A 20,856-nucleotide genomic window follows, 5' to 3' on the forward strand; every position below is an offset into this window, starting at 1 on the left:
GTGACAGAGAAATATGTAGTGGCACTGGATCAGGGTACCACCAGTTCCCGTGCCATAGTCTTTGACAAGGACGCCAATCCGGTTGCCGTCTCCCAGCGGGAATTCAGCCAGATCTATCCCAGGGGCGGCTGGGTCGAGCACGATCCCATGGAGATCTGGGCCTCCCAAAGTTCGACCCTGATTGAGGTGTTGGCCCGGGCCGGGATCCACAGCGATGAAGTGGCCGCCATAGGTATAACCAACCAGCGGGAAACCACTGTCATCTGGGACAGGGAAACCGGCAAGCCCGTGTACAATGCCATCGTCTGGCAATGCCGTCGCAGCAGTGCCATCTGCGAGGAACTTAAGGCCAGGGGCCTGGAAGCCCGTTTCCGGGAAAAGACCGGTCTGCTGCTCGACCCCTATTTTTCCGGCACCAAGATCAAGTGGATCCTCGACAATGTCCCCGGCGTCCGCGAGCGGGCCGAGGCAGGGCAACTGCTGTTCGGTACCATTGACACCTGGCTGGTGTGGAAGCTCACCGAGGGTAAGGTGCATGTGACCGACCCCACCAACGCCTCGCGCACCCTGATGTACAACATCCATAGCCAAGGCTGGGATCCCGAGCTGCTTGAAGCACTGGATATTCCCGCCAGCCTGTTGCCTGAAATTAAACCGTCCCAGGCCGTGTACGGCACTACCCGTATTGCCGGTGAGGGCACAGAGATCCCGGTGGCCGGTATGGCCGGCGATCAGCAGGCGGCCCTGTTTGGGCAACTGTGTGTTGAGCCGGGCATGGCCAAGAATACCTATGGCACAGGTTGTTTTCTGTTGATGAACACCGGCAGCCAGGCCGTCAGCTCAAAACACGGCCTTCTGACCACTATAGCCGTGGGTGCCGATGGCGGCATCAGCTATGCCCTCGAAGGTTCGGTGTTTATGGGCGGCGCCACCATTCAATGGCTCAGGGATGAACTGGGCCTCATCCGCGATGCCAGCGATACCGAATACTTTGCTTCCAAGGTGGAGGATACCAATGGCGTCTACCTGGTGCCGGCCTTTGTCGGTCTGGGCGCACCCTATTGGGATCCAGATGCCCGCGGTGCCCTCTATGGTCTGACCCGGGGCGCCAACCGCAACCACATCATCAGGGCGGCGCTGGAGTCCATCGCCTTCCAGAGTCGGGATTTGCTGGATGCCATGAGCAAGGACAGCGGCGTGGCCCTGAAACAGCTCAGGGTCGATGGCGGCGCCGTGGCCAACGATTTCCTGATGCAGTTCCAGGCCGATATCACAGGGGTTGAGGTGTTGCGCCCGGCGCTGACGGAAACCACTGCCATGGGGGCGGCGTTTCTCGCCGGCCTGGCGGTGGGATTCTGGGGCTCGGTGCAGGAGGTCAGTGACCGCAGTGCCATAGATAAGTGCTTCCTGCCGCAAATGGACGCTGTCAAACGCGGTGCCCTTTATCATGGCTGGCAGGATGCCGTGGCCAGGAGTCGCAGCCGCTAATCAGCGGCTGAATTCGCTTGCCCTAAGGTTTGCAGGCGCTCTTGTAGATCCGGATGGGTGGAAAGCCAGGCGGGTAAGGCCAGTCCATGCTCCTCTGTCATCAGCTTTTGGTACAGGGACAGCATGGGCGACCGGCCCCATTCGAACCCATCCAATTGCGTTGCGGCGAAGGCATCGGCCTCTCTTTCGTTATCCCTCGAATAGCCCAGGGTTAAGCCCAACACGGCAGCTCCGGACAAAAAGTCGGTCACGCCGCTGCCATCGCCCACCACCACAGCCACAACAACAGACAACAGGGTGCTTTGCACCATGGAGCTCAGCATGTGGTTATGGTACACGTGGCCAACCTCATGCAGCAGCACGGCCTCCAGCTCTCCCGGCGCCTCGGCCAGCGCCACCATGGCATCGGTCAATACCAGGGTGCCATCCACCAGGGCAAAAGCGTTGGCCATTGGATCCTCGTCTTCTGCAACAGCTTGGCCAACCAAGCGCAACTTCAGTGGCTGCGGCGTTTGCACTCCCTTGGCAGTCAGCGACTGCAGCAGCCGTTGAAAGCGAGCCTGAACCTGGTCCTGGGTTAGCTGATCCAGCTTGGAATCACCAAACCCCATGGCCTTGAGACTCTCAAAACTTTCCTTGCCTAGCTGCTCGCTGACCGCGGGCGGCAGCATATTGGCAATCCACTTGGCACCGCTTGGCAGCAGGAAACGATAACTGCCCCAGGCGGCCGCGATCAGCAATACAGAAAACAGCAGCACCATTAGGGTGTGGCGCTCCAGCTTGCCGAGCAGCGATTCCTGGTTTTGGCCGCGCAGCCACAGGTTCAGTTGCTGAGGTTCCCTTGGCACAAATACCCAGCCGCCCTCAAAGGTCAGCTGCCGGGCCAGGTTGCCTATGGCACTGCTGACCTCGACCTGTTGCAAATGAGTGTGACAACAATGTTCCGCCGAACTCAGGCTCAGAAAGCCACGCGGGTCCAGTATGAGTTCGGCGTCCAGTTTGCGGGCTTGCCTTGGGGGCAGCAGGTGCCCCTTGAGCTTGATGGCTGTCATGGTCTAGATGACGGCGATATTGAGATCAAAGGCGTCGACCATCTCATCGGCAATGGCATTGTCTCGCCCGCCATTATGGTCCCTGGCTTCGGTGAAGCCCATATCACCGCTGACCTGGGTATGGTTTGCCAGATAGCGGGCGGTACGAACCTCGACCCAGGGGCGGCCTAAACCCAGGGTAAAGGCAGTCAGCAACAGGTTGGTGACAACCAATCCCAGAAAACCTGCCACAGTAAGATTTGAGCCTAATTGTAGCTTGTTTTCCAGTTGCACCTGGCCGAGCACATAGTTACGGATCTTGACCTTAACGAAGGCAAATACCAGCAAACCTGCCAGCAACAGAGCCAGATAACCACCGAACATCATCCCGGCCAGGGTCATGGCCAACTGACGATCTTGTTGAATGTCTTCCATGGACGCACCTTGCATGGCGGCTTGTACCAGTTCGCTCAGGCCTATGGGCAGCATTGCCAGTGCAATCAGCAGCATGGACAGTACCAGGGCCGTAGCGGCGCCGAGGGCAATCTTCACATAGGCCGAGATGGCAATCTTGCCCTTGAATTTGCTGGTGCCATAGCGGTAGCCATTGATCACATAACTGGCCACGGCCGCCATGGTCAGGCCATAGCCGAAGATGCCGGCGCCAATGGCGGCAATAACGCCCACAACGATAATGGCCACTGAGTGCATGCTGGCTCCCCAGGCCACCAAACCGAAGCAGAGCGCAATCAGTCCGTAGGCCAGAATGGGGAAGAGCAGAAATACCACGTAAGCGCCCACATAGCTGCCGGCAAAATCGAATCTCAGGTTACGGAACCGGGTCATACGGGCATCAAATCTGAGGTTTCTGGCGGCCAGCACAGGGAAGGCCAGTGCCAACAGCAGCGCCAGTCCAATTGCCAGTTTGGGTGACATCTGACTGAGCGTCATCCACAGTATCACGGCCACTATGGCGATGATCCGGCCGATCAAGATCTGCATGGGCGTGGCCAGGTATTCAAACCTGTCGCCGTCCAATTCGGTATTGCCGTAAAAGTAGTTGTTGGTTCTGACCTTGGCCCAGGCGGAATAGATGCCTAGGGTCACAATGGACAGTAGCAGATTGACTATCCAGATCCCGAAGTATTCGGCGCCGTTGCCGTGAAAGTTAAAGTGGTGAGTGGGGCGGTTTGCTGGGGGGTCCATTTGCATAGTGTCTTTCCTCTCCTTTGGAAAGACACTATTAAATCCGGAATTTGCATTTTAATCAATCAACTAAGAACAAAATCAGGCTTCGGTATCTATGTGCCCCGGGGCGGCACGGCGATCCCCACGACCACTGCGCTGGGAGTGCTCGTACTGGGGATTGCTGTCGTTGCGCATGTCTTCCCCGTCGGGGTTGCGGCGATCCCGCTCGGCCTTGCGCCTGTCCTTGGTGATCTTGGGGGGCAACTGAGATTGAGGCGCTTCATGGCTGTCGGCAGCAATGGCAGTATCCTTGTCCAGCTGCTCGACCACACGCTTGTTTTCTCTGATTGCCTGTACCGGTTTTGCCAGCATGGCATAAATACTGTCCAGCCCTACCATAAGCCCTCCTGTCTCTCCCTTACAGATCTTATCGGCAGCTTTTGGTTATTATTTAGTCTATCACGTCAAGGGCCTGATCACCCAGCGGAGGCTTGGCCTGGGTCAGCCAATGGCGTGCCTGGGCAGGGCTTGCCAGTTGATAGTAGCCACTGCCGTGACTGTGTTGGCAGGCCAGTCGCAGTCCCTGTTCCAGTCTGCTGGGACGCAGCAGGGCCTTTTCCTTGTCGTTGGCCGGCGGCGGCTCGGAGCATTTGAGTACACACAGGCCGCAACTGCCACCGCCACCACATTGGGTCAGCAGTAATTCGGTTTGGTGGTTGATACTGTCGAGCAGATTGCTGCCGTGGCTGTCGAAGTGGCCCAATAGGGCGCCATCCCTGTCCCTGACCTCAAACCGGCTGCCGCGGCCAAGTAGTGTCAGGCGATACTGGCCTGCTTTCAGCTGCCTGAACACCAGCACCCAGCCACTGATGCTGAGCAACAGGGTCAGTATGGCCAGCAGGCGAATGGGCAAGTGGTTGAAGTGGATGCCATCGCCGGGCATATAGTCCATAAAGTGCATCATCATCAGCACGGATTTGAGATCCGATCCTGGCGTTTGTTGTTCCAGTATGCGGCCGTTGCCCGCATCCAGCAGTATGCGGGTGCCATCGCGGGCGACGAAACGCGCGACGGTCGGTGTGCCCGGGTAGCCGGTTTCATCCCCCGGGAGCAAATCTATCCCCAACTCCAGAGGCGAAGCTATGCTGGCAGCCGCCAATTGGCGCAGCTGCGCCTTATCCAGCGTCAGCGGGGTCAGGGTATCGGCCCAATACAGTGGCTGTTGCTCAAGCTGCTGCAGCTTATAGACGGGACGATTCAGTATGCCGGACAGCTCGACGTTTTGGGTTGATGGCCCTAAAAGTTCAGAGACAGCTCTGGTGGGCGTAGTGAAAGCCGTTGATGGTCGCAGCCGCGCGCGGTTGCCATCGAGCCACTCTTCATCAAGCAGGCTTAACGCCAGTCCCGAACCCAGCCACAGAATGAACTGCAAGCCGACGATGGCGCCAAGCCACAGGTGAAACCTTTGCCAGCCTTTCGGCCCTTGATTGCGGCTGCGCAGGCCCCGCCAGGCCAGGACGGCACCCATGAGGGCGGTGATGATGCCCAATGTTGCCAGTGATTGCAGCAACAGGTTATGAATATTCTCCCGGCTGTCATAATCCATGATGTGCAACATCCACATCACATCGAACAAGCGCCAGCCGGTATGGCGCTTGGTCACCACCCGTCCTTCAATGGCCGAGACATACAGGCTGCTGTTGCCTGCATCGTCAAAGTTTATCTGCCACAGGGGCAGCAACCTGGGGCTGACCTCGGCCGGAGCTTCTTCCGAAAACAAGCGGGCTTCGCTGATTTGACCCGTGCCTGTATACACTTGTATTGCGACCTTCCTGGCGTCCTGCTCCGACAGTAGTGCCATGGGCGAGCCGTCCACAGCGCTTATCCTGAGTTTTTCGCCATGGTGGCGCAGGCTGTAGAAGGGGCCCAGGGTTGAGGTTTGCAGCCTGACCTGCTCCGCCCCGGGATAGTTTTTCAGCAAGCTATCCATGTCATACGCAATGGTCTCGGTTTGCAGCGTCGGGGCGCGGCCCTGCTCTACCAGGTGATCGCCGTGAATGAAGTCTATGTCTGTGACCACCATATAGAGTCCGGACAGGCTCCACAGAAAAAGTTGTACTCCAATGAGCAGCGCCAACCACCGATGCAGGTTGCGTATGGTACGAATTGAAGGCATAAATCCGACTTAAGAAGGAGAATTTGTGAGCCATCTTAACCCAGTCTTGTACCTGGATGAAAAGAGGCGATGCTATCTTAAGGGCGTCTTTATGGGCCTGAACTCCCCTGAATTGGTTCCTTGATGCACTTTGCCCCCGAAGTTAATGTGTGTTTTTTCCACCGTTTAGCATTTTTTACCCACAATTTCCCACCGATTTCCCTCCATGGACGCTTCCGGCCAATCGGCTTAGAAGCCGCTCCCAGACTGGATTTTTAACCTTGACCCCACCTTGACATTGGTTGTCAAGTGTCCCTACACTTAGCAATTGTGGGAAATTGTGGATTTTTGTGGATCAAAAAGCAGAGCAGGAGCTGAATAACAGTGTTTCGGGGTGCGAGTGCAATTAATCTGGATGCCAAGGGGCGGATCGCTATTCCTATGCGATACCGGGAATCCCTGCATGCGGAGCACGGCGGCAAACTGGTGATCACTGTCGATATTCAATCCAGCTGTTTGCTGCTATATCCCATCCACGAGTGGACCAAGATTGAAGCCAAGCTGATGTTGCTGTCCGATACCCAACCGACTCAGCGGGCGCTGAAACGCATGTTGCTCGGTTATGCCCATGAAATTGAATTGGACGGCAATGGTCGCTTATTGCTGCCCTTGCCCTTGCGCCAGTATGCCAACCTGGATAAGCAGGCCATGCTGGTGGGACAGTTGAACAAGTTTGAACTCTGGGATGAGCAGGCCTGGCAGAGCGAAATCGCCGCCAGCCAGCAAACCATACGTCAGGAAGACCTTGCCGCAGATGCGCGCCTGGCGGATTTTTCACTGTAAACATGACCCGATAGACAGACAAAAAGAAGAGAGCCATGAGCCAGGAATTTGCCCACCTTTCGGTCTTGCTCAATGAGACAGTGGAAGGATTGAACATACGCGCCGACGGTATTTATATCGACGGCACCTTCGGCCGTGGCGGGCATTCCCGTGAGGTGCTCAAGCGGTTGGGCCCCAAGGGCCAGCTGATCGCCATCGACAGGGATCCCCAGGCCATAGCGGCGGCTGAGCAGTTTGCCGACGATCCCCGCTTCCAGATAGTTCATGGTGGCTTTGGCCAACTGGCGGACTATGTGGCCGAGCTGGGTCTGACCGGCAAGATTGATGGTGTGCTGCTGGATCTCGGCGTGTCCTCACCCCAGCTTGACGATGCCGAACGGGGTTTCAGTTTCCTGCGCGACGGTCCGCTGGATATGCGCATGGACAACAGCCAGGGCGAAACCGCGGCACAGTGGCTGGCCAGGGCTGAGATTGAGGACATGGCCTGGGTGTTCAAAACCTATGGTGAAGAACGCAATGCCCGCCATATAGCCCGCTGTATTGCCGCAGACAGGGACAAGACCCCCTTTCTGCGTACCAAGGATCTGGCGGATCTCATCGCCCGCATCAGCAAAAGCAAAGAACGCAACAAGCATCCGGCTACCCGGGTGTTTCAGGCTATCCGCATCTATATCAACAGCGAGCTGGAACAGATAGACCAGGCCCTTGAAGGCGCGCTCAAGGTACTGGCACCCAAGGGACGGCTGTCCATCATCAGCTTCCATTCACTGGAAGACAGAATAGTGAAACGTTTTATCCGCCGTCACAGCCAGGGTGAGGAATTGCCCCACGGCCTGCCGGTGACCGAGGCTCAGCTCAACCGCAACCGACAGTTGATGCCGGTAGGCAAGGCCATGAAGCCCTCGGATGAAGAAATAGATCGCAACGCCAGGGCCCGCAGCTCGGTGCTGCGAGTGGCCGAGCGGCTGGATTACTGAGGCCGGGAAAATGAGCAAGGCGCAGTTGCGGCTGACCCGGATAATCCTGCTGGACCTGTGGCATCACAAGTGGGTGGTGCTCTTGGCCATCATGGTGATGCTCAATGCCGTGGCCGTGGTTTACACCAGCCACGTCAGCCGCAAACTGACTTCCCAATGGGATCAGTTGCTGCAACAAAGGGACAAGCTGGACATAGAGTGGCGCAACCTGCTGTTGGAAGAACAATCCCAAACGGAGCACAGCCGGATCACCCGGATTGCGACCAAGGAGTTGAACATGCTGAGGCCTTTGCCCAATGAAGAAGTGGTAGTGAGAGTGCCATGAGTAAACAGGCAAAACGCAAACAAAAGCCGCAACTGATCCACTGGCGTTTATACGTGGTGGTGGGGTTCGTTTGTCTGCTGTTCACCAGCCTGATAGGCCGCGCCGCCTACATTCAGATTATCGAACCGGAAAAACTGCGCCACGAGAGCGATATGCGCACCCTGCGCACCACCAGTCGTGAGGTGCAGCGGGGCCTGATCACCGACCGCAACGGCGACATGCTGGCGGTCAGCGTGCCTGTGCGCGCCGTATATGCCGATCCCAAGGTGGTTCACGACAAGGAAGGCTTTGCCGATATGCGCCGCTGGCAGGCGCTGGCGGAAGTGCTGCATGAAAACACCGATGAGCTGGTGGCCAGGGTAAGGGATAATCCCAGCAAACGTTTCACCTACCTTAAGCGCCAGGTAACGCCGGCGGTGGCCGAGTACATTGAGCAGCTCAAGCTACCGGGAATTTACCTCAAGTCCGAGTCACGCCGCTATTACCCCACAGGGGAAATCACCGCCCAGCTGGTGGGGGTGACCAATATCGACGATGTGGGTATCGAAGGCATTGAGAATACCTACAATAGCTGGTTGACCGGCACGCCGTCGAAGCAGAAGGTGCGTAAGTCCCGTGACGGCCATGTGGTGGAGCGGCTGGACATAGTGCAGGAGGGTGAGAGCCCCAACGATCTGGTGCTCAGCATAGATCAACGTATTCAGCAGCTGGCCTACCGTGAGCTCAAGCGCGCCACCGAGATGAACCAGGCCACCTCAGGCTCTGTGGTGGTGCTCGATATTCATACCGGTGAAGTACTGGCCATGGCCAATACCCCGTCCTACAACCCCAACGCCCGGGACGATTGGCAAAGCTTCAAGATGCGCAACCGCGCCCTGACCGATACTTTCGAACCCGGCTCAACTGTGAAGCCCTTTGTGGTGGCGGCGGCGCTGGAAGCCGGTGTGGTCAAGCCCGATGAGATTATCCCCACCTCGCCCGGTTGGATGCGGGTCGGTGGCCGTCAGGTGCGGGATTCCAACAACTATGGCGATATGTCGCTGGGCAAGATCCTGGTCAAGTCCAGTAACGTGGGGATTAGTAAGTTGGCGCTGGCCATGCCGGTGGAGCAACTGCTGGGCACCTACTATTCCATGGGGCTGGGCAACTACTCGGGCATCAACCTTACCGGCGAGAGTGCGGGCCTGATCCAGGAGCGTCACCGCTGGTCCGATTTTGAACGCGCCACCCTGTCCTTCGGCTATGGCCTGACCGCCACCACGCTGCAACTGGCGCGCATGTACGCCACCCTCGGCAGCGGTGGCATGCTGTATCCGGTTTCCATTCTCAAGCTCAAGCAGCAGCCCCAGGGCCAGCAGGTGATTAGCCCTGAAGTGGCCAAGGCGGTAATGCACATGCTGGTGGGGGTTACAGAGCAGGGTGGCACCGCTACCCAGGCCCACATTGATGGCTATCCCGTGGCCGGCAAGACAGGTACCAGCCGCAAGGCGGTGGCCGGCGGTTACGGCGATGATTATATGGCCTTGTTTGCCGGGGTGGCGCCGGTGCACAATCCCAAGCTGGCCATTGCCGTGGTGATCAACGAGCCCAAGGGCGATCGCTATTATGGCGGTGATGTGTCTGCACCGGTATTTGCCACAGTGATGTCCGGTGCGCTGCAAATGCTCAACGTGGAGCCTATCAGCAGCCGTGAACAGGTACAACTGGCGGCCAATCCAAGGAGGGCTGAATGATATTGCTCAAGGATTTGCTGGCCCCCTGGTTTCACTATGCCGGGTCCGAAGCCGTTGCTGCCCCGACCCTGGACAGTCGCGCCGTCACCAGCGGCGGTTTGTTTGTGGCCATCCCCGGTCATCACAGCGATGGTCGTAACTATGTGGCGGCGGCCTTTGCCAAGGGCGCTACGGCGGCGTTGCTGCACACGGACGATCCCGGCCTTCATGGGCAGGTTGATACCGAGTCTGGCCTGTGCATTCATTTCTTCCAACTGGGGCGGCAGGTGTCTGCCCTGGCAGCCCAGTATTACCAGCTGCAACCCCGCACCCTGAAAATCGCCGGAGTGACCGGTACCAATGGCAAGACGTCGGTCACCCAGTTGATGGCGCAGCTGAGCGAACGGGTGGGGATCCGCGCCGCCGTCATGGGCACCCTGGGCAATGGCCTATGGGGCGAGCTTATCGACAGTGGCAACACCACGGCAGATGCCATCCGGGTGATGGCCGATCTGCAAGCTTTCCAAAGCGCGGGTGCCGGGCTCTGTGCCATGGAGGTTTCCAGCCATGGCTTGGTGCAGGGCCGGGTTGAGGCCGTGCCATTTGATGTGGCCGTGTTTACCAATCTCAGCCGCGATCACCTGGATTATCACGGTGACATGCTGTCCTATGGCGCCGCCAAGCGCCGCTTGTTCAGTTTTGGCAGCCTGCACCGGGGCATTATCAATGCCGACGATCCCGTGGGTCAGCAATGGCTGCAGGAGCTTGGCGAATTGGCGCTTGGTTACAGCACTGTGCCCGGCAGTGTGGTCGCCTACGGCGTGATTGCTGCCGAATTTCATCAGCAGGGCATAGAGGCGCAAATTCGCTGGCCCGGAGGCGAGGGCAAGCTGAGTTCGCAGTTGCTGGGTGAATTCAACCTCGCCAATCTGCTGGCTGCGCTGGCTGCGTTGCATCAATTGGGTTACGACATGCAGCAGCTGCTGGCCGCAACGCCGGGCTTGACGCCGGTGCCCGGCCGTATGGAATGTTTTCCCGCCGGCGACGTCGCCATGGTGGTGGATTATGCCCATACCCCGGATGCGGTGGAGCAGGCGCTCAAGGCCGCCCGCAGGCATTGCCGGGGCCAGCTCTGGTGCCTGTTCGGTTGCGGCGGTGACAGAGACAAGGGCAAGCGGCCCCTGATGGCGGCTGCGGCCGAACGCTGGGCCGATCGCCTGCTGCTGACCTCGGACAACGCCAGAAGTGAAGACCCCCTGGCCATTATTGCCGATATGCAGGCCGGACTCAGTGAACCAGGCAAGGCATTGGTGGAAGCCGACCGCATTCAGGCCGTGCAGCTGGCGCTGTCACTGGCCAAACCCGGTGATCTCATTCTCTTGGCCGGAAAGGGCCACGAGACCTATCAGGAGATTGCCGGCGTGAAACACGATTATGACGAGCGCGCCTATGTGCAGCGCCTCGCGAAGGAGCAGCAGTGATCTCCCTGAGTTTACAGGAACTGGCAGTCGCCACCGATGGGCGCCTGCTGGGTGAAAATATTCAAATCGATGCTGTTGGCAGCGACAGCCGTGCCATGAAGCCCGGCAGCCTGTTTGTGGCCCTGGTGGGCGAGCGCTTCGATGGCCATGATTTTGCTGTCAATGCCGTGACTGCAGGTGCCTCGGCGCTGTTGGTTGAGCGTGAGTTGCCGCTCGCTGTGCCGCAGCTGTTGGTGGAAAGTGGCCTCAAGGCCCTGGGGCAAATTGGTGCCCTGGTGCGCGACAAGGTCAATCCCGTGTGCGTGGCTCTCACCGGCTCCAATGGCAAAACCACGGTCAAGGAAATGATAGCGACCGTACTGTCGCAAAAGTATCAGGTGCTGTTTACCGCCGGCAACTTCAACAACGACATAGGTGTACCCCTGACTTTGCTGCGACTGAGCGAAGGCGACGAGTACGGGGTGTTTGAGCTGGGCGCCAACCATAAGGGCGAGATTGATTACACCTCTGGTCTGGTCAGGCCCAGGGTAGCCCTGGTCAATAACGTTGGCAGTGCCCACCTGGAAGGTTTTGGCTCTATTGAAGGGGTGGCCGCGGCCAAGTCGGAGATTTATGGCCATCTGGCCGACGATGGTGTGGCGGTGATCAATGCCGACGATGCCTTTGCCGACTATATGACCCAGGCCGCTGCGGGCCACAAGATGATTCGTTTCGGCATTCACAACCAAGCGGATGTGACGGCAACCGGGCTTGAGGCCGATGCCTTCGGATGTTACGGCTTTCAGCTGCACTGGCAGGAACAAACGATAGCCATCAAGTTACCGCTGGCCGGTGCCCATCAGGTTAACAACGCTTTGGCCTGTGCCAGTGTCTGCCTGGCCCTTGGCCTGAGCCTTGTGGAGATAGCCTCCGGGCTGGCGGCGCTTAAGCCGGTAAAGGGCAGAATGTTGCCCCACAGGCTGGGGCGCCTCACCCTGGTGGATGACAGCTACAACGCCAATCCTTCCTCGGTGAAGGCCGCCATCGACTGGTTAAGAGAAATTAACGGAAATCGCTGTTTGGTACTGGGCGATTTGGGCGAATTAGGCGACAATGCTGCCCTTTTGCACGCCGAGGTGGGTGGTCTGGCCAGAGACAGTGGCATAGAGGCGCTGTTCTGTCAGGGCCGTCTCAGCGAGCACTGCAGCCGTGCCTTCGGCAGCGAACATTTTGTTGACCTGGATGTCTTGGTTAACAAGTTGATTAAACACATCAACCAGTTACATGGAGATGTGACTGTGTTGGTCAAAGGGTCCCGCAGCGCCGCCATGGAGCGGGTTGTGGAGGCCTTAATTGCGGCCCATGGTCGCGGGGAGTTAAAGTAAATGCTGGTTTATCTGGCTGAGTATCTGACCCAGTTTTACACTGGCTTCAATGTATTTTCCTATGTGACCTTCAGGGCCATTCTGGCACTGTTGACCGGTCTCAGCTTCAGCCTTTGGTGGGGCCCCAAACTTATCACCCGACTGCAATTGCTGCAGATAGGTCAGGTGGTACGTAACGACGGTCCCGAATCCCATTTCAGTAAGCGTGGCACCCCCACCATGGGCGGGATCCTGATCCTGGCCGGTATCGCCATGGGCGTCTTGCTGTGGGGCGATCTGGGCAGCCGCTATGTCTGGGTCATGCTGTTTGTGCTGGCGACCTTCGGCATGATTGGCTTTGTCGATGATTACCGCAAGGTGGTGCGCAAGGATCCCAAGGGCTTGATTGCCCGCTGGAAGTACATATTCCAGTCCCTGGCTGCCATGGTGATTGCCGTTTACCTGTATTTCTCTGCTTCGACGCCCGGCGAAACCCAACTGGTGCTGCCCTTCTTCAAGGACATCATGCCGCAACTGGGGCTGATGTTCATTGTACTGGTGTACTTCACCATAGTGGGTTCCAGCAATGCGGTGAACCTGACCGATGGCCTCGATGGTTTGGCTATCATGCCGACCGTGATGGTGGCTGCGGCCTTTGCATTGATTGCTTACCTGTCCGGACACGTACAGTTTGCCAATTACCTGCATATTCCTTACCTGCCAGGTGCCGGTGAGCTGGTGATTGTCTGTACCGCCATTGTGGGGGCCGGTCTTGGTTTCCTGTGGTTCAACACCTATCCGGCCCAGGTCTTTATGGGCGATGTGGGTTCCCTGTCCTTGGGCGCAGCCCTGGGCACCATAGCCGTGCTGGTACGCCAGGAAATCCTGCTGGTGATCATGGGGGGCGTTTTTGTGATGGAAACCCTGTCGGTGATCCTGCAGGTGGGCTCTTACAAATTGCGCGGTCAGCGCATTTTCCGCATGGCGCCCATACATCATCATTACGAACTCAAGGGCTGGCCTGAGCCTCGGGTAATAGTGCGCTTCTGGATCATCTCGCTGTTTCTGGTGCTGCTCGGCCTGGCCACGTTGAAGTTGAGGTAAGTCATGACCATGCCGCTCGCCCATACCTACTCGCACATAGTCCTTGGCCTGGGAGCCACGGGATTGTCTGTGGTGCGCTATTTGGCGCGTCAGGGCATTGAGCCGCTGGTGATGGACAGCCGCCGTGAACCGCCCGGGGCTGACAAGTTGCGCCGGGAGTTTGCCAATGTACCGCTGATGAGCGGTGGCTTTGACTGCCGCTATCTGGTGCAGGCCAAGCAAATCGTCATCAGTCCGGGGATTGCCATGGACACCCCCGAAGTGCAGGCCGCGCTGGATATGGGCATAGAGGTCATAGGCGATATAGAGTTGTTCGCCCGCGCCATAGCCGACAGGCCACCCTGCGTGCTGGCCATTACCGGTTCAAACGGTAAGTCGACCGTGACTACCCTGGTGGGGGAAATGGCCAAGGCCGATGGCAAGCGGGTTGCGGTTGGCGGCAACATAGGCATTCCGGTACTGGAGCTGCTGGATTCGGACGCCGAGCTTTTCGTGCTGGAATTGTCCAGTTTCCAATTGGAAACCACCCACAGCCTGAATTGCATTGCTGCCACATGTTTGAACATCAGTGAAGATCATATGGACAGATACAGTGATCTGGAGAAGTACCGCCAGGCCAAATTGCATCTGTATGACCAGACCCGGCTGTGCATCTTTAACCGTGACGACCAGCTGTCCATCCCCACAGAGCCCCACAACCAGAACAGTTTTGGCTTGGGTATTCCCAAGGTGGATGAGTGGGGCATAGCCGATGGCAAGATTTTCCACGGCGCCAGTGAGATCATGCCGTTGCTGCATGTGGCGCTGATCGGCAGTCATAACCATGCCAACCTGATGGCGGCCATGGCCCTGGCCGATGCCGCCGGGGTTTCCCGCTCTGCCATGGTCAAGGTGGCACAGGAATTTACCGGACTGGCCCATCGCTGTGAGGCGGTCGCTAGCCATGAAGGTATCACCTGGGTCAATGACTCCAAGGCCACCAACGTGGGCGCCACAGTGGCGGCGCTCCATGGTTTGAGCGGCCACTTGGGTGAGATCATCCTGATAGCCGGTGGCGATGGCAAGGGCGCGGACTTTGAGCCCCTGCGCGAGGCGCTGCATGGCGTCGCTCAGTTGATCACCCTGGGGCGTGATGGTCACAAGATCGCGACGCTCAAAGAAGGCGCTATCGAAGTGGCCAATATGGCCGAGGCCGTGGCCAAGGCTGCCAGTCTGGCCGGCAGCGGCGATATAGTGTTGCTGTCGCCTGCCTGTGCCAGCCTCGACATGTACAGCAATTTTATGGCCAGAGGTGATGATTTCCGTCATCAGGTGGAGCTTCTGTATGGCAACTGACAGCAGACAGCTCAACTTGTTTGAGCGCAGCGGCAATGTCTGGTCGACCTGGTGGGGAGGCCAAAAGGCACCCGGCAGCCAGCTTTACGACCGTTCCCTGCTGACTGCTGTGCTGTCGCTGATCGCCTTTGGTTTTGTGATGGTGATGTCGGCCTCCATGCCCGAGGCCCAGAGTCTGACCGGTAACCCGTTCCATTTTATGTTGCGCCACTGTGCTTATCTGGTGGGGTGCATACTTATTGCCGCTCTGGTGCTGCGCATCGAAATGAGCCGCTGGCAGCAGCTCAGTCCGCTGTTGTTGCTGGTGGTGGGCCTGATGTTGGTGGGCGTGCTGGTGGCCGGCACCACGGTAAACGGCGCCAAGCGTTGGCTATCCGTGGGGCCGATACGCATTCAGGTGGCTGAGTTGGCCAAGTTTGCTTTTGCCGTGTACATGTCCGGCTATCTGGTGCGTCGCCATCAGGAAGTGCGTGAAAACGCCAAGGGCTTCTATAAGCCTATTGCCGTGTTTGCGGTTTACGCCGTATTGATCCTGGCGCAGCCGGATCTGGGGACAGTGGTGGTGCTGTTCGTCGGCACAGTGGGGCTGTTGTTCCTGGCCGGGGCCCGTTTGCTGGACTTCTTTGCCCTGATCCTCGCCGGGGTGATGGCCTTTGTGGCCCTGGTGCTTTGGGAGCCCTATCGGATGCGGCGGGTCACCTCCTTTATGGACCCCTGGCAGGACCCCTTCGGCAGCGGTTACCAGTTAACCCAGTCCTTGATGGCCTACGGCCGTGGTGACTGGTTGGGGCAGGGATTGGGCAACAGTATCCAAAAGCTGGAATACCTGCCCGAGGCTCACACCGACTTTATCTTTGCCGTGATAGGGGAAGAGCTGGGGTTCATCGGCATAGTCTTGGTGCTGTCTGTACTTTTGTTTGTGGCGCTGCGCGCCATTCGCCTGGGCAATCAGTGCCTGTCGCTGGATAAGGCCTTTGAAGGTTACCTGGCCTACGCCATTGGCATCTGGATTTGCTTCCAGACCGTGGTGAATGTGGGCGCCAGCATCGGCATGCTGCCCACCAAGGGGTTGACCTTGCCCTTCATCAGTTACGGTGGTTCAAGTTTATGGGTCATGACTGCGGCAGCCATGTTGCTGCTGCGTATCGATCACGAGCGGCGTTTGGGAATGATCCAGGCGGTGCAGGGGAGAACTTCATGAGCCGGCAAAAACGTATTCTGGTGATGGCCGGTGGCACCGGTGGTCACGTGTTCCCGGCGCTGGCCGTGGCGCGAACCCTGGCCAAAGATGGCTGGCAAGTTCGCTGGCTGGGGACGGCAGACAGGATGGAGGCCCGTCTGGTGCCCCAGCATGGCTTTGATATCGATTTTCTCGATATCAAAGGGGTGCGTGGCAATGGCCTTATCCGCAAGCTGGCGGCACCGTTCAAGATCCTGCGCTCCATTTTGCAGGCGCGGGCCGTGATTAAGGAATTCAAGCCCGATGTGGTGCTGGGCATGGGCGGCTTTGCCAGTGGTCCCGGTGGCGTTGCCGCCTGGTTCAGCGGCATTCCCCTGGTGCTGCACGAGCAGAATGCCGTGCCCGGTGTGACCAACAAATTGCTGTCTCGTATTGCCACCCGGGTGCTGTGTGCATTCAAGGGCGCCTTTGACCATGGCGCCGAGGTGGTGGGCAACCCCATTCGCCAGGAGTTGGTGGCGCTGGGGGCCGAGCGGCAACAAAGTGGTGATCACGGTGACGCCATGCGCTTGTTGGTGGTGGGGGGAAGCCTGGGTGCACAGGTGTTCAACGAATTGTTGCCCGAAGTTTGCGCCCGTTTAAGCCAAAGCCAACCCGTGACCGTCTGGCACCAGGTAGGCAAGAGCAACCTGGCCAAGGTCCAGGCTGACTACCAGCTGCGTGGCCAGGATGGCGGCGTCAAGGTGGCCGAATTTATTGATGACATGGAAGCGGCATACCGCTGGGCGGATCTGGTGATCTGCCGTGCCGGCGCCCTGACTGTGTCTGAACTGGCCGCAGTGGGACTTCCCGGCATTTTGGTGCCTTATCCCCACGCGGTGGACGATCACCAGACACTCAATGCCAGGGTGCTGGTGGATGCCGGGGCAGCCTTTTTGCTGCCGCAAACCATAGTGACTGCCGATCTGCTGGTCAGTAAGTTGCAGTTGCTGGCCGGCGACCGAGAAGAACTTTCCCGTATGGGACAACGAGCCAGGGCGGCCGCAGTATTGGATGCAACCGACAGGGTTGCCGACGTGTGCCGTCAGCTGGCGCGATAAAGGTTAGATATGACAGAAACAGAAAAGTACCGACAGCTCAGAACCATGATCCCGGAAATGCGCCGCATTCGCCGCATTCACTTCGTCGGCATAGGCGGCGCGGGTATGGGCGGTATCGCCGAAGTACTGCTCAATGAGGGCTACCAGATCAGTGGTTCGGATATTGCCGCCAACGCGGTAACCGAGCGCCTGGCGTCCTTCGGCGCCAAGGTGATCATAGGTCACGCCGCCGATAACGTGGCCGGTGTCGACGTGGTGGTGGTATCCACCGCCATCAAAACCGATAACCCTGAAATCGCCGCAGCGCAGCAGAACCGCACCCCCATAGTGCGCCGTGCCGAGATGCTGGCGGAACTGATGCGTTATCGCCACGGGGTGGCTGTGGCCGGTACCCATGGCAAGACCACAACCACCAGTCTGATTGCCAGCATTTACGGCCAGGCTGAGCGTGACCCGACCTTTGTGATCGGTGGTCTGCTCAACAGTGCCGGTACCAATGCCCGTCTGGGGTCGAGCCGTTACCTGATTGCCGAAGCGGACGAGAGCGATGCCAGCTTCCTGCATTTGCAGCCCATGGTGACCGTGGTGACCAATATCGAAGCCGATCATATGGATACCTATGGCGGCGACTTCGAGCGGCTCAAGTCCACCTTTGTGGAATTTATGCATAACCTGCCGTTTTACGGTGTGGCGGTGGTCTGTATCGACGATCCCGTGGTGCGTGAAATCATGCCGCGCATTGGCCGCAAGGTCGTGACCTACGGTTTCAGCGAAGATGCGGATGTGCGGGCACTGGATTTTGTCCAGCAGGGGCATCAGTGCCGCTTCACCGTGCGTCGTCAGGGGCGTGATGATCTGGCCCTGGTGGTTAACCTGCCCGGCCAGCACAATGTGCTCAACTCCCTGGCCGCCATCGCCGTGGCCACTGAGGACGATATTGAGGATGAGGCCATCATTAAGGCGCTGGAAGAATTCCAGGGCATAGGTCGCCGCTTTCAGCACCTGGGCAAGTTTGCCACCCCCAAGGGCGAGGTCATGTTGGTGGACGACTATGGTCATCACCCCAGCGAAGTGGCAGCCACCATCAAGGCGGCCCGTGCCGGATGGCCGGATAAACGTTTGGTGATGGCCTATCAGCCACACAGATACAGCCGTACCCGGGATCTGTACGAGGACTTTGTTGAAGTGCTGTCCCAGGTGGACAAGCTGTTGCTGCTGGAGGTTTATGCCGCCGGTGAAACGCCGATCCCGGGCGCCGATGGCCGGGCACTGTGCCGCTCCATCCGTCAGCGGGGCTTGCTGGAACCGATATTTGTCGCCGGCCCCGATCAATTGGCGCCGTTATTGGCCGATGTGCTTGCCGATGGTGATCTGTTGCTGTGCCAGGGGGCCGGAAACATAGGTGCCCTGTCGCGGCAGTTGGCGGCTTCGGAACTGGGCTTTGCCAAATCGGAAAAAGATGATGCAGATCAGTGAATCGCAGTCACTGAATAATAACTGCTCCGGGGGCTTTGACCTGGGATCTGCGGTCGATATAATGGCCGGTTTTCGGCGTCCGTACGGAGAAGCCTGAACCATGGGCAGGGTCGATGGCCTGAAGCAAAAGCTGGCGGCGGTGGACTGGTATTTAACTTCCGGGCTGCTGTTTTTGGCCTTGGTACTGAGTGGACTGGGTTATGCGGCTTATCGGCTGCAACTGCTGCTCAATGATGCCGAGGCCTTGCCGATTGAGGCCGTGGTGATCAAGGGCGAGCGCAGGCTCACCACCGAGGAGGAAATCCGCGGTGCCCTGCAAAACCTGATGGCCAGAAGCTTTTTCAGCGCCGATGTGACCGAGGTGCAAAAGGCCATAGAGGCCTTGCCCTGGGTGTACCGGGCCTCGGTACGGCGGGTATGGCCGGCCCGGCTGAAGGTGTATCTGCAGGAGCAGCAACCTGCGGCCCACTGGAACCAGGATAAGTGGCTTAATGTCCACGGTGAAGTGTTCCAGGCGCCGCTGCGGGAGGGGCTGCCGCAATTGCCGAATTTGGCCGGTCAGGATCAGAGTGCCGCCGAGGTGCTGGAAAGTTTTAAACAGATGAGCGAGCTGCTTGAGCTCAACGGGTTTGCCCTGGCATCCCTGAGCCTGAGTCCCCGCCACGCCTGGATAGCCACCCTGGAAAAGGGACTGGTACTGGAGCTGGGACGGGAAGACAAGATGGCCAGGATCCAGCGATTTATTAATGTTTACCCCACCCTGGCACAGCAGCAGAAAGGGATCGCCAAGGTGGATTTGCGCTACGACACAGGTTTGGCCGTAGGCTGGGAAGAGACAAAAAAAGAGAGCCGTTAACTGATGACCAAGAACCAGGATAGAAATCTGATAGTCGGATTGGACATAGGTACCTCCAAGGTCGCTGTGATCATTGGAGAGGTCTTGCCTGACGGAGAGATTAGCGTCGTTGGCCTGGGCAGTCATCCGTCCCGCGGTATGGACAAGGGCGGCGTCAACGATCTGGACTCCATAGTGCGCAGCGTGCAGCGGGCGCTGGATCAGGCGGAGCTGATGGCCGATTGCCAGGTGTCTTCCGTGTACCTGAGTATTTCCGGTAAACACATTGCCTGTCAGAACGAAAACGGCATGGTGTCCATCAATGACGAGGAAGTGACCCAGGAAGATGTGGACAATGTGATCCACACGGCCCGTTCGGTGAAGATCCCCAACGAGCGCCGCATTCTGCACGTGCTGCCCCAGGAATATGCCATCGACGTTCAGGAAGGCATTCGCAGCCCCATAGGCATGTCCGGCATGCGCATGGAAGCCAAGGTGCACATAGTCACCTGTGCCAATGACATGGCCAAGAACATCACCAAGAGCGTCGAGCGCTGCGGCCTGAAGGTGGACGATCTGGTGTTTTCCGGTATCGCCTCAGCCGACTCTGTGCTGACCAATGACGAGAAAGATCTCGGCGTCTGTCTGGTGGACATAGGTGGCGGCACCACGGATATCGCCGTTTATACCAATGGCGCTCTGCGTCACTGCGCCGTTGTGCCCGTGGCCGGCAACCAGGTCACCAGCGATATCGCCAAGATTTTCCGTACTCCGCTGACCCATGCCGAGCAAATCAAGGTGCAGTATGCCAGTGCCCGTAGCGCCATGGTCAGCCGCGAAGACAGTATCGATGTTCCGTCCGTCGGTGGCCGGCCATCTAGGACCATGTCGCGCCACACCCTGGCCGAAGTGGTCGAACCCAGATATCAGGAACTGTTTGAGCTGGTGCTCAAGCAGCTTAAGGACAGCGGTCTGGAAGATCAGATCGCCGCAGGCATAGTGCTGACCGGGGGCACTGCCTCCATCGAAGGGGCGGTCGATGTGGCCGAAGCCACCTTCGGTATGCCGGTCAGGGTCGCTTCACCACTGCCGGTGAAGGGCTTGTACGAATATGTGGACCAGCCGATTTACTCCACCGGGGTAGGTTTGCTCCACTATGGGGCCAGAAGGGTTATCGAACGTCAGTTCGAGCGCCCCGAACGCCAAGGGGTCACCAGTCTCTGGAATCGGGTCCAGAGCTGGTTTAAAGGTGAATTTTAAAATAACGCAGGCAAACGGAGATT

18 protein-coding genes are annotated in these 20,856 nt (G+C 58.3%); 14 read left to right on the plus strand and 4 right to left on the minus strand.

The annotated features are described in order from the left end of the window. On the plus strand, positions 1–1,488 hold the full coding sequence (gene glpK, locus JYB85_RS01715; protein WP_207321714.1) for a glycerol kinase GlpK: 1,488 nt from the start codon (positions 1–3) through the stop codon (positions 1,486–1,488). Here glpK and JYB85_RS01720 read toward each other — a convergent pair. The 4 genes from JYB85_RS01720 to JYB85_RS01735 all read right to left on the minus strand — a co-directional run bounded on the left by JYB85_RS01720 (position 1,485) and on the right by JYB85_RS01735 (position 5,883). After that, on the minus strand, positions 1,485–2,540 hold the full coding sequence (locus tag JYB85_RS01720) for a M48 family metallopeptidase (protein WP_207380786.1): 1,056 nt from the start codon (positions 2,538–2,540) through the stop codon (positions 1,485–1,487). The genes glpK and JYB85_RS01720 overlap by 4 nt on opposite strands. Positions 2,541–2,543: 3 nt before the next feature. Next, positions 2,544–3,731: a YjgN family protein gene (locus tag JYB85_RS01725; RefSeq protein WP_207380787.1), complete on the minus strand. Its 1,188-nt coding sequence runs from the start codon at positions 3,729–3,731 to the stop codon at positions 2,544–2,546. 75 nt (positions 3,732–3,806) lie between these two features. Next, the gene (locus JYB85_RS01730) at positions 3,807–4,106 is read right to left on the minus strand and encodes a hypothetical protein (protein ID WP_207380788.1); all 300 of its coding nucleotides are present in this window, start codon (positions 4,104–4,106) and stop codon (positions 3,807–3,809) included. 52 nt (positions 4,107–4,158) lie between these two features. Continuing rightward, positions 4,159–5,883 carry a PepSY domain-containing protein gene (locus JYB85_RS01735; RefSeq protein ID WP_207380789.1) on the minus strand — a complete coding sequence of 575 codons (1,725 nt, stop codon included), beginning with the start codon at positions 5,881–5,883 and terminating at the stop codon, positions 4,159–4,161. 363 nt (positions 5,884–6,246) lie between these two features. On the opposite strand from JYB85_RS01735, the gene mraZ reads away from it, so the two are divergent. The 13 genes from mraZ (at position 6,247) to ftsA (ending at position 20,833) form a co-directional block, all read left to right on the plus strand. After that, the gene (gene mraZ / locus JYB85_RS01740; RefSeq protein WP_207380790.1) at positions 6,247–6,705 is read left to right on the plus strand and encodes a division/cell wall cluster transcriptional repressor MraZ; all 459 of its coding nucleotides are present in this window, start codon (positions 6,247–6,249) and stop codon (positions 6,703–6,705) included. Between the two features lie 35 nt (positions 6,706–6,740). Next, entirely contained in the window at positions 6,741–7,682 is a 942-nt protein-coding gene (gene rsmH / locus JYB85_RS01745) for a 16S rRNA (cytosine(1402)-N(4))-methyltransferase RsmH (protein WP_207380791.1), read from the plus strand. Between the two features lie 10 nt (positions 7,683–7,692). Continuing rightward, on the plus strand, positions 7,693–8,007 hold the full coding sequence (ftsL, locus tag JYB85_RS01750) for a cell division protein FtsL (protein ID WP_207380792.1): 315 nt from the start codon (positions 7,693–7,695) through the stop codon (positions 8,005–8,007). Next, positions 8,004–9,740, plus strand: a complete 1,737-nt coding sequence (locus JYB85_RS01755) for a peptidoglycan D,D-transpeptidase FtsI family protein (protein WP_207380793.1) — start codon at positions 8,004–8,006, stop codon at positions 9,738–9,740. Before ftsL ends, JYB85_RS01755 begins: the two co-directional genes overlap by 4 nt. Beyond that, positions 9,737–11,200: a UDP-N-acetylmuramoyl-L-alanyl-D-glutamate--2,6-diaminopimelate ligase gene (murE, locus tag JYB85_RS01760; RefSeq protein ID WP_207380794.1), complete on the plus strand. Its 1,464-nt coding sequence runs from the start codon at positions 9,737–9,739 to the stop codon at positions 11,198–11,200. Before JYB85_RS01755 ends, murE begins: the two co-directional genes overlap by 4 nt. After that, the gene (locus JYB85_RS01765; RefSeq protein WP_207380795.1) at positions 11,197–12,564 is read left to right on the plus strand and encodes a UDP-N-acetylmuramoyl-tripeptide--D-alanyl-D-alanine ligase; all 1,368 of its coding nucleotides are present in this window, start codon (positions 11,197–11,199) and stop codon (positions 12,562–12,564) included. Before murE ends, JYB85_RS01765 begins: the two co-directional genes overlap by 4 nt. Next, positions 12,565–13,647 (plus strand): phospho-N-acetylmuramoyl-pentapeptide-transferase, encoded by a 1,083-nt coding sequence (mraY, locus tag JYB85_RS01770; RefSeq protein WP_207380796.1) that lies wholly within the window; start codon positions 12,565–12,567, stop codon positions 13,645–13,647. A 3-nt stretch (positions 13,648–13,650) separates the two neighbouring features. Next, positions 13,651–14,982, plus strand: a complete 1,332-nt coding sequence (gene murD / locus JYB85_RS01775) for a UDP-N-acetylmuramoyl-L-alanine--D-glutamate ligase (protein ID WP_207380797.1) — start codon at positions 13,651–13,653, stop codon at positions 14,980–14,982. After that, positions 14,972–16,183 carry a cell division protein FtsW gene (gene ftsW, locus JYB85_RS01780; RefSeq protein WP_207380798.1) on the plus strand — a complete coding sequence of 404 codons (1,212 nt, stop codon included), beginning with the start codon at positions 14,972–14,974 and terminating at the stop codon, positions 16,181–16,183. Before murD ends, ftsW begins: the two co-directional genes overlap by 11 nt. Then, complete coding sequence (murG, locus tag JYB85_RS01785; RefSeq protein WP_207380799.1) at positions 16,180–17,262, plus strand: undecaprenyldiphospho-muramoylpentapeptide beta-N-acetylglucosaminyltransferase; 1,083 nt, start codon at positions 16,180–16,182, stop codon at positions 17,260–17,262. Before ftsW ends, murG begins: the two co-directional genes overlap by 4 nt. A gap of 9 nt (positions 17,263–17,271) precedes the next feature. Beyond that, positions 17,272–18,738: a UDP-N-acetylmuramate--L-alanine ligase gene (murC, locus tag JYB85_RS01790; RefSeq protein WP_207380800.1), complete on the plus strand. Its 1,467-nt coding sequence runs from the start codon at positions 17,272–17,274 to the stop codon at positions 18,736–18,738. Positions 18,739–18,838: 100 nt separating this feature from the next. Continuing rightward, complete coding sequence (locus tag JYB85_RS01795; RefSeq protein ID WP_207380801.1) at positions 18,839–19,594, plus strand: cell division protein FtsQ/DivIB; 756 nt, start codon at positions 18,839–18,841, stop codon at positions 19,592–19,594. A gap of 3 nt (positions 19,595–19,597) precedes the next feature. After that, positions 19,598–20,833, plus strand: coding sequence for a cell division protein FtsA (gene ftsA / locus JYB85_RS01800; RefSeq protein WP_207380802.1), 1,236 nt, complete (start codon positions 19,598–19,600; stop codon positions 20,831–20,833). Positions 20,834–20,856 lie beyond the last annotated feature (23 nt).

It is taken from the genome of Shewanella sedimentimangrovi, assembly GCF_017354965.1.
Taxonomy (GTDB): domain Bacteria; phylum Pseudomonadota; class Gammaproteobacteria; order Enterobacterales; family Shewanellaceae; genus Shewanella; species Shewanella cyperi.

Bases quoted from the DNA above. Each gene is read 5' to 3' on its own strand.
- JYB85_RS01720 (WP_207380786.1), bottom strand. From the start codon at position 2,540: ATGACAGCCATCAAGCTCAAGGGGCACCTGCTGCCCCCAAGGCAAGCC.
- JYB85_RS01725 (WP_207380787.1), bottom strand. From the start codon at position 3,731: ATGCAAATGGACCCCCCAGCAAACCGCCCCACTCACCACTTTAACTTT.
- JYB85_RS01730 (WP_207380788.1), bottom strand. From the start codon at position 4,106: ATGGTAGGGCTGGACAGTATTTATGCCATGCTGGCAAAACCGGTACAG.
- JYB85_RS01735 (WP_207380789.1), bottom strand. From the start codon at position 5,883: ATGCCTTCAATTCGTACCATACGCAACCTGCATCGGTGGTTGGCGCTG.
- rsmH (WP_207380791.1), top strand. From the start codon at position 6,741: ATGAGCCAGGAATTTGCCCACCTTTCGGTCTTGCTCAATGAGACAGTG.
- ftsL (WP_207380792.1), top strand. From the start codon at position 7,693: ATGAGCAAGGCGCAGTTGCGGCTGACCCGGATAATCCTGCTGGACCTG.
- JYB85_RS01755 (WP_207380793.1), top strand. From the start codon at position 8,004: ATGAGTAAACAGGCAAAACGCAAACAAAAGCCGCAACTGATCCACTGG.
- murE (WP_207380794.1), top strand. From the start codon at position 9,737: ATGATATTGCTCAAGGATTTGCTGGCCCCCTGGTTTCACTATGCCGGG.
- mraY (WP_207380796.1), top strand. From the start codon at position 12,565: ATGCTGGTTTATCTGGCTGAGTATCTGACCCAGTTTTACACTGGCTTC.
- murD (WP_207380797.1), top strand. From the start codon at position 13,651: ATGACCATGCCGCTCGCCCATACCTACTCGCACATAGTCCTTGGCCTG.
- ftsW (WP_207380798.1), top strand. From the start codon at position 14,972: ATGGCAACTGACAGCAGACAGCTCAACTTGTTTGAGCGCAGCGGCAAT.
- murG (WP_207380799.1), top strand. From the start codon at position 16,180: ATGAGCCGGCAAAAACGTATTCTGGTGATGGCCGGTGGCACCGGTGGT.
- murC (WP_207380800.1), top strand. From the start codon at position 17,272: ATGACAGAAACAGAAAAGTACCGACAGCTCAGAACCATGATCCCGGAA.
- JYB85_RS01795 (WP_207380801.1), top strand. From the start codon at position 18,839: ATGGGCAGGGTCGATGGCCTGAAGCAAAAGCTGGCGGCGGTGGACTGG.
- ftsA (WP_207380802.1), top strand. From the start codon at position 19,598: ATGACCAAGAACCAGGATAGAAATCTGATAGTCGGATTGGACATAGGT.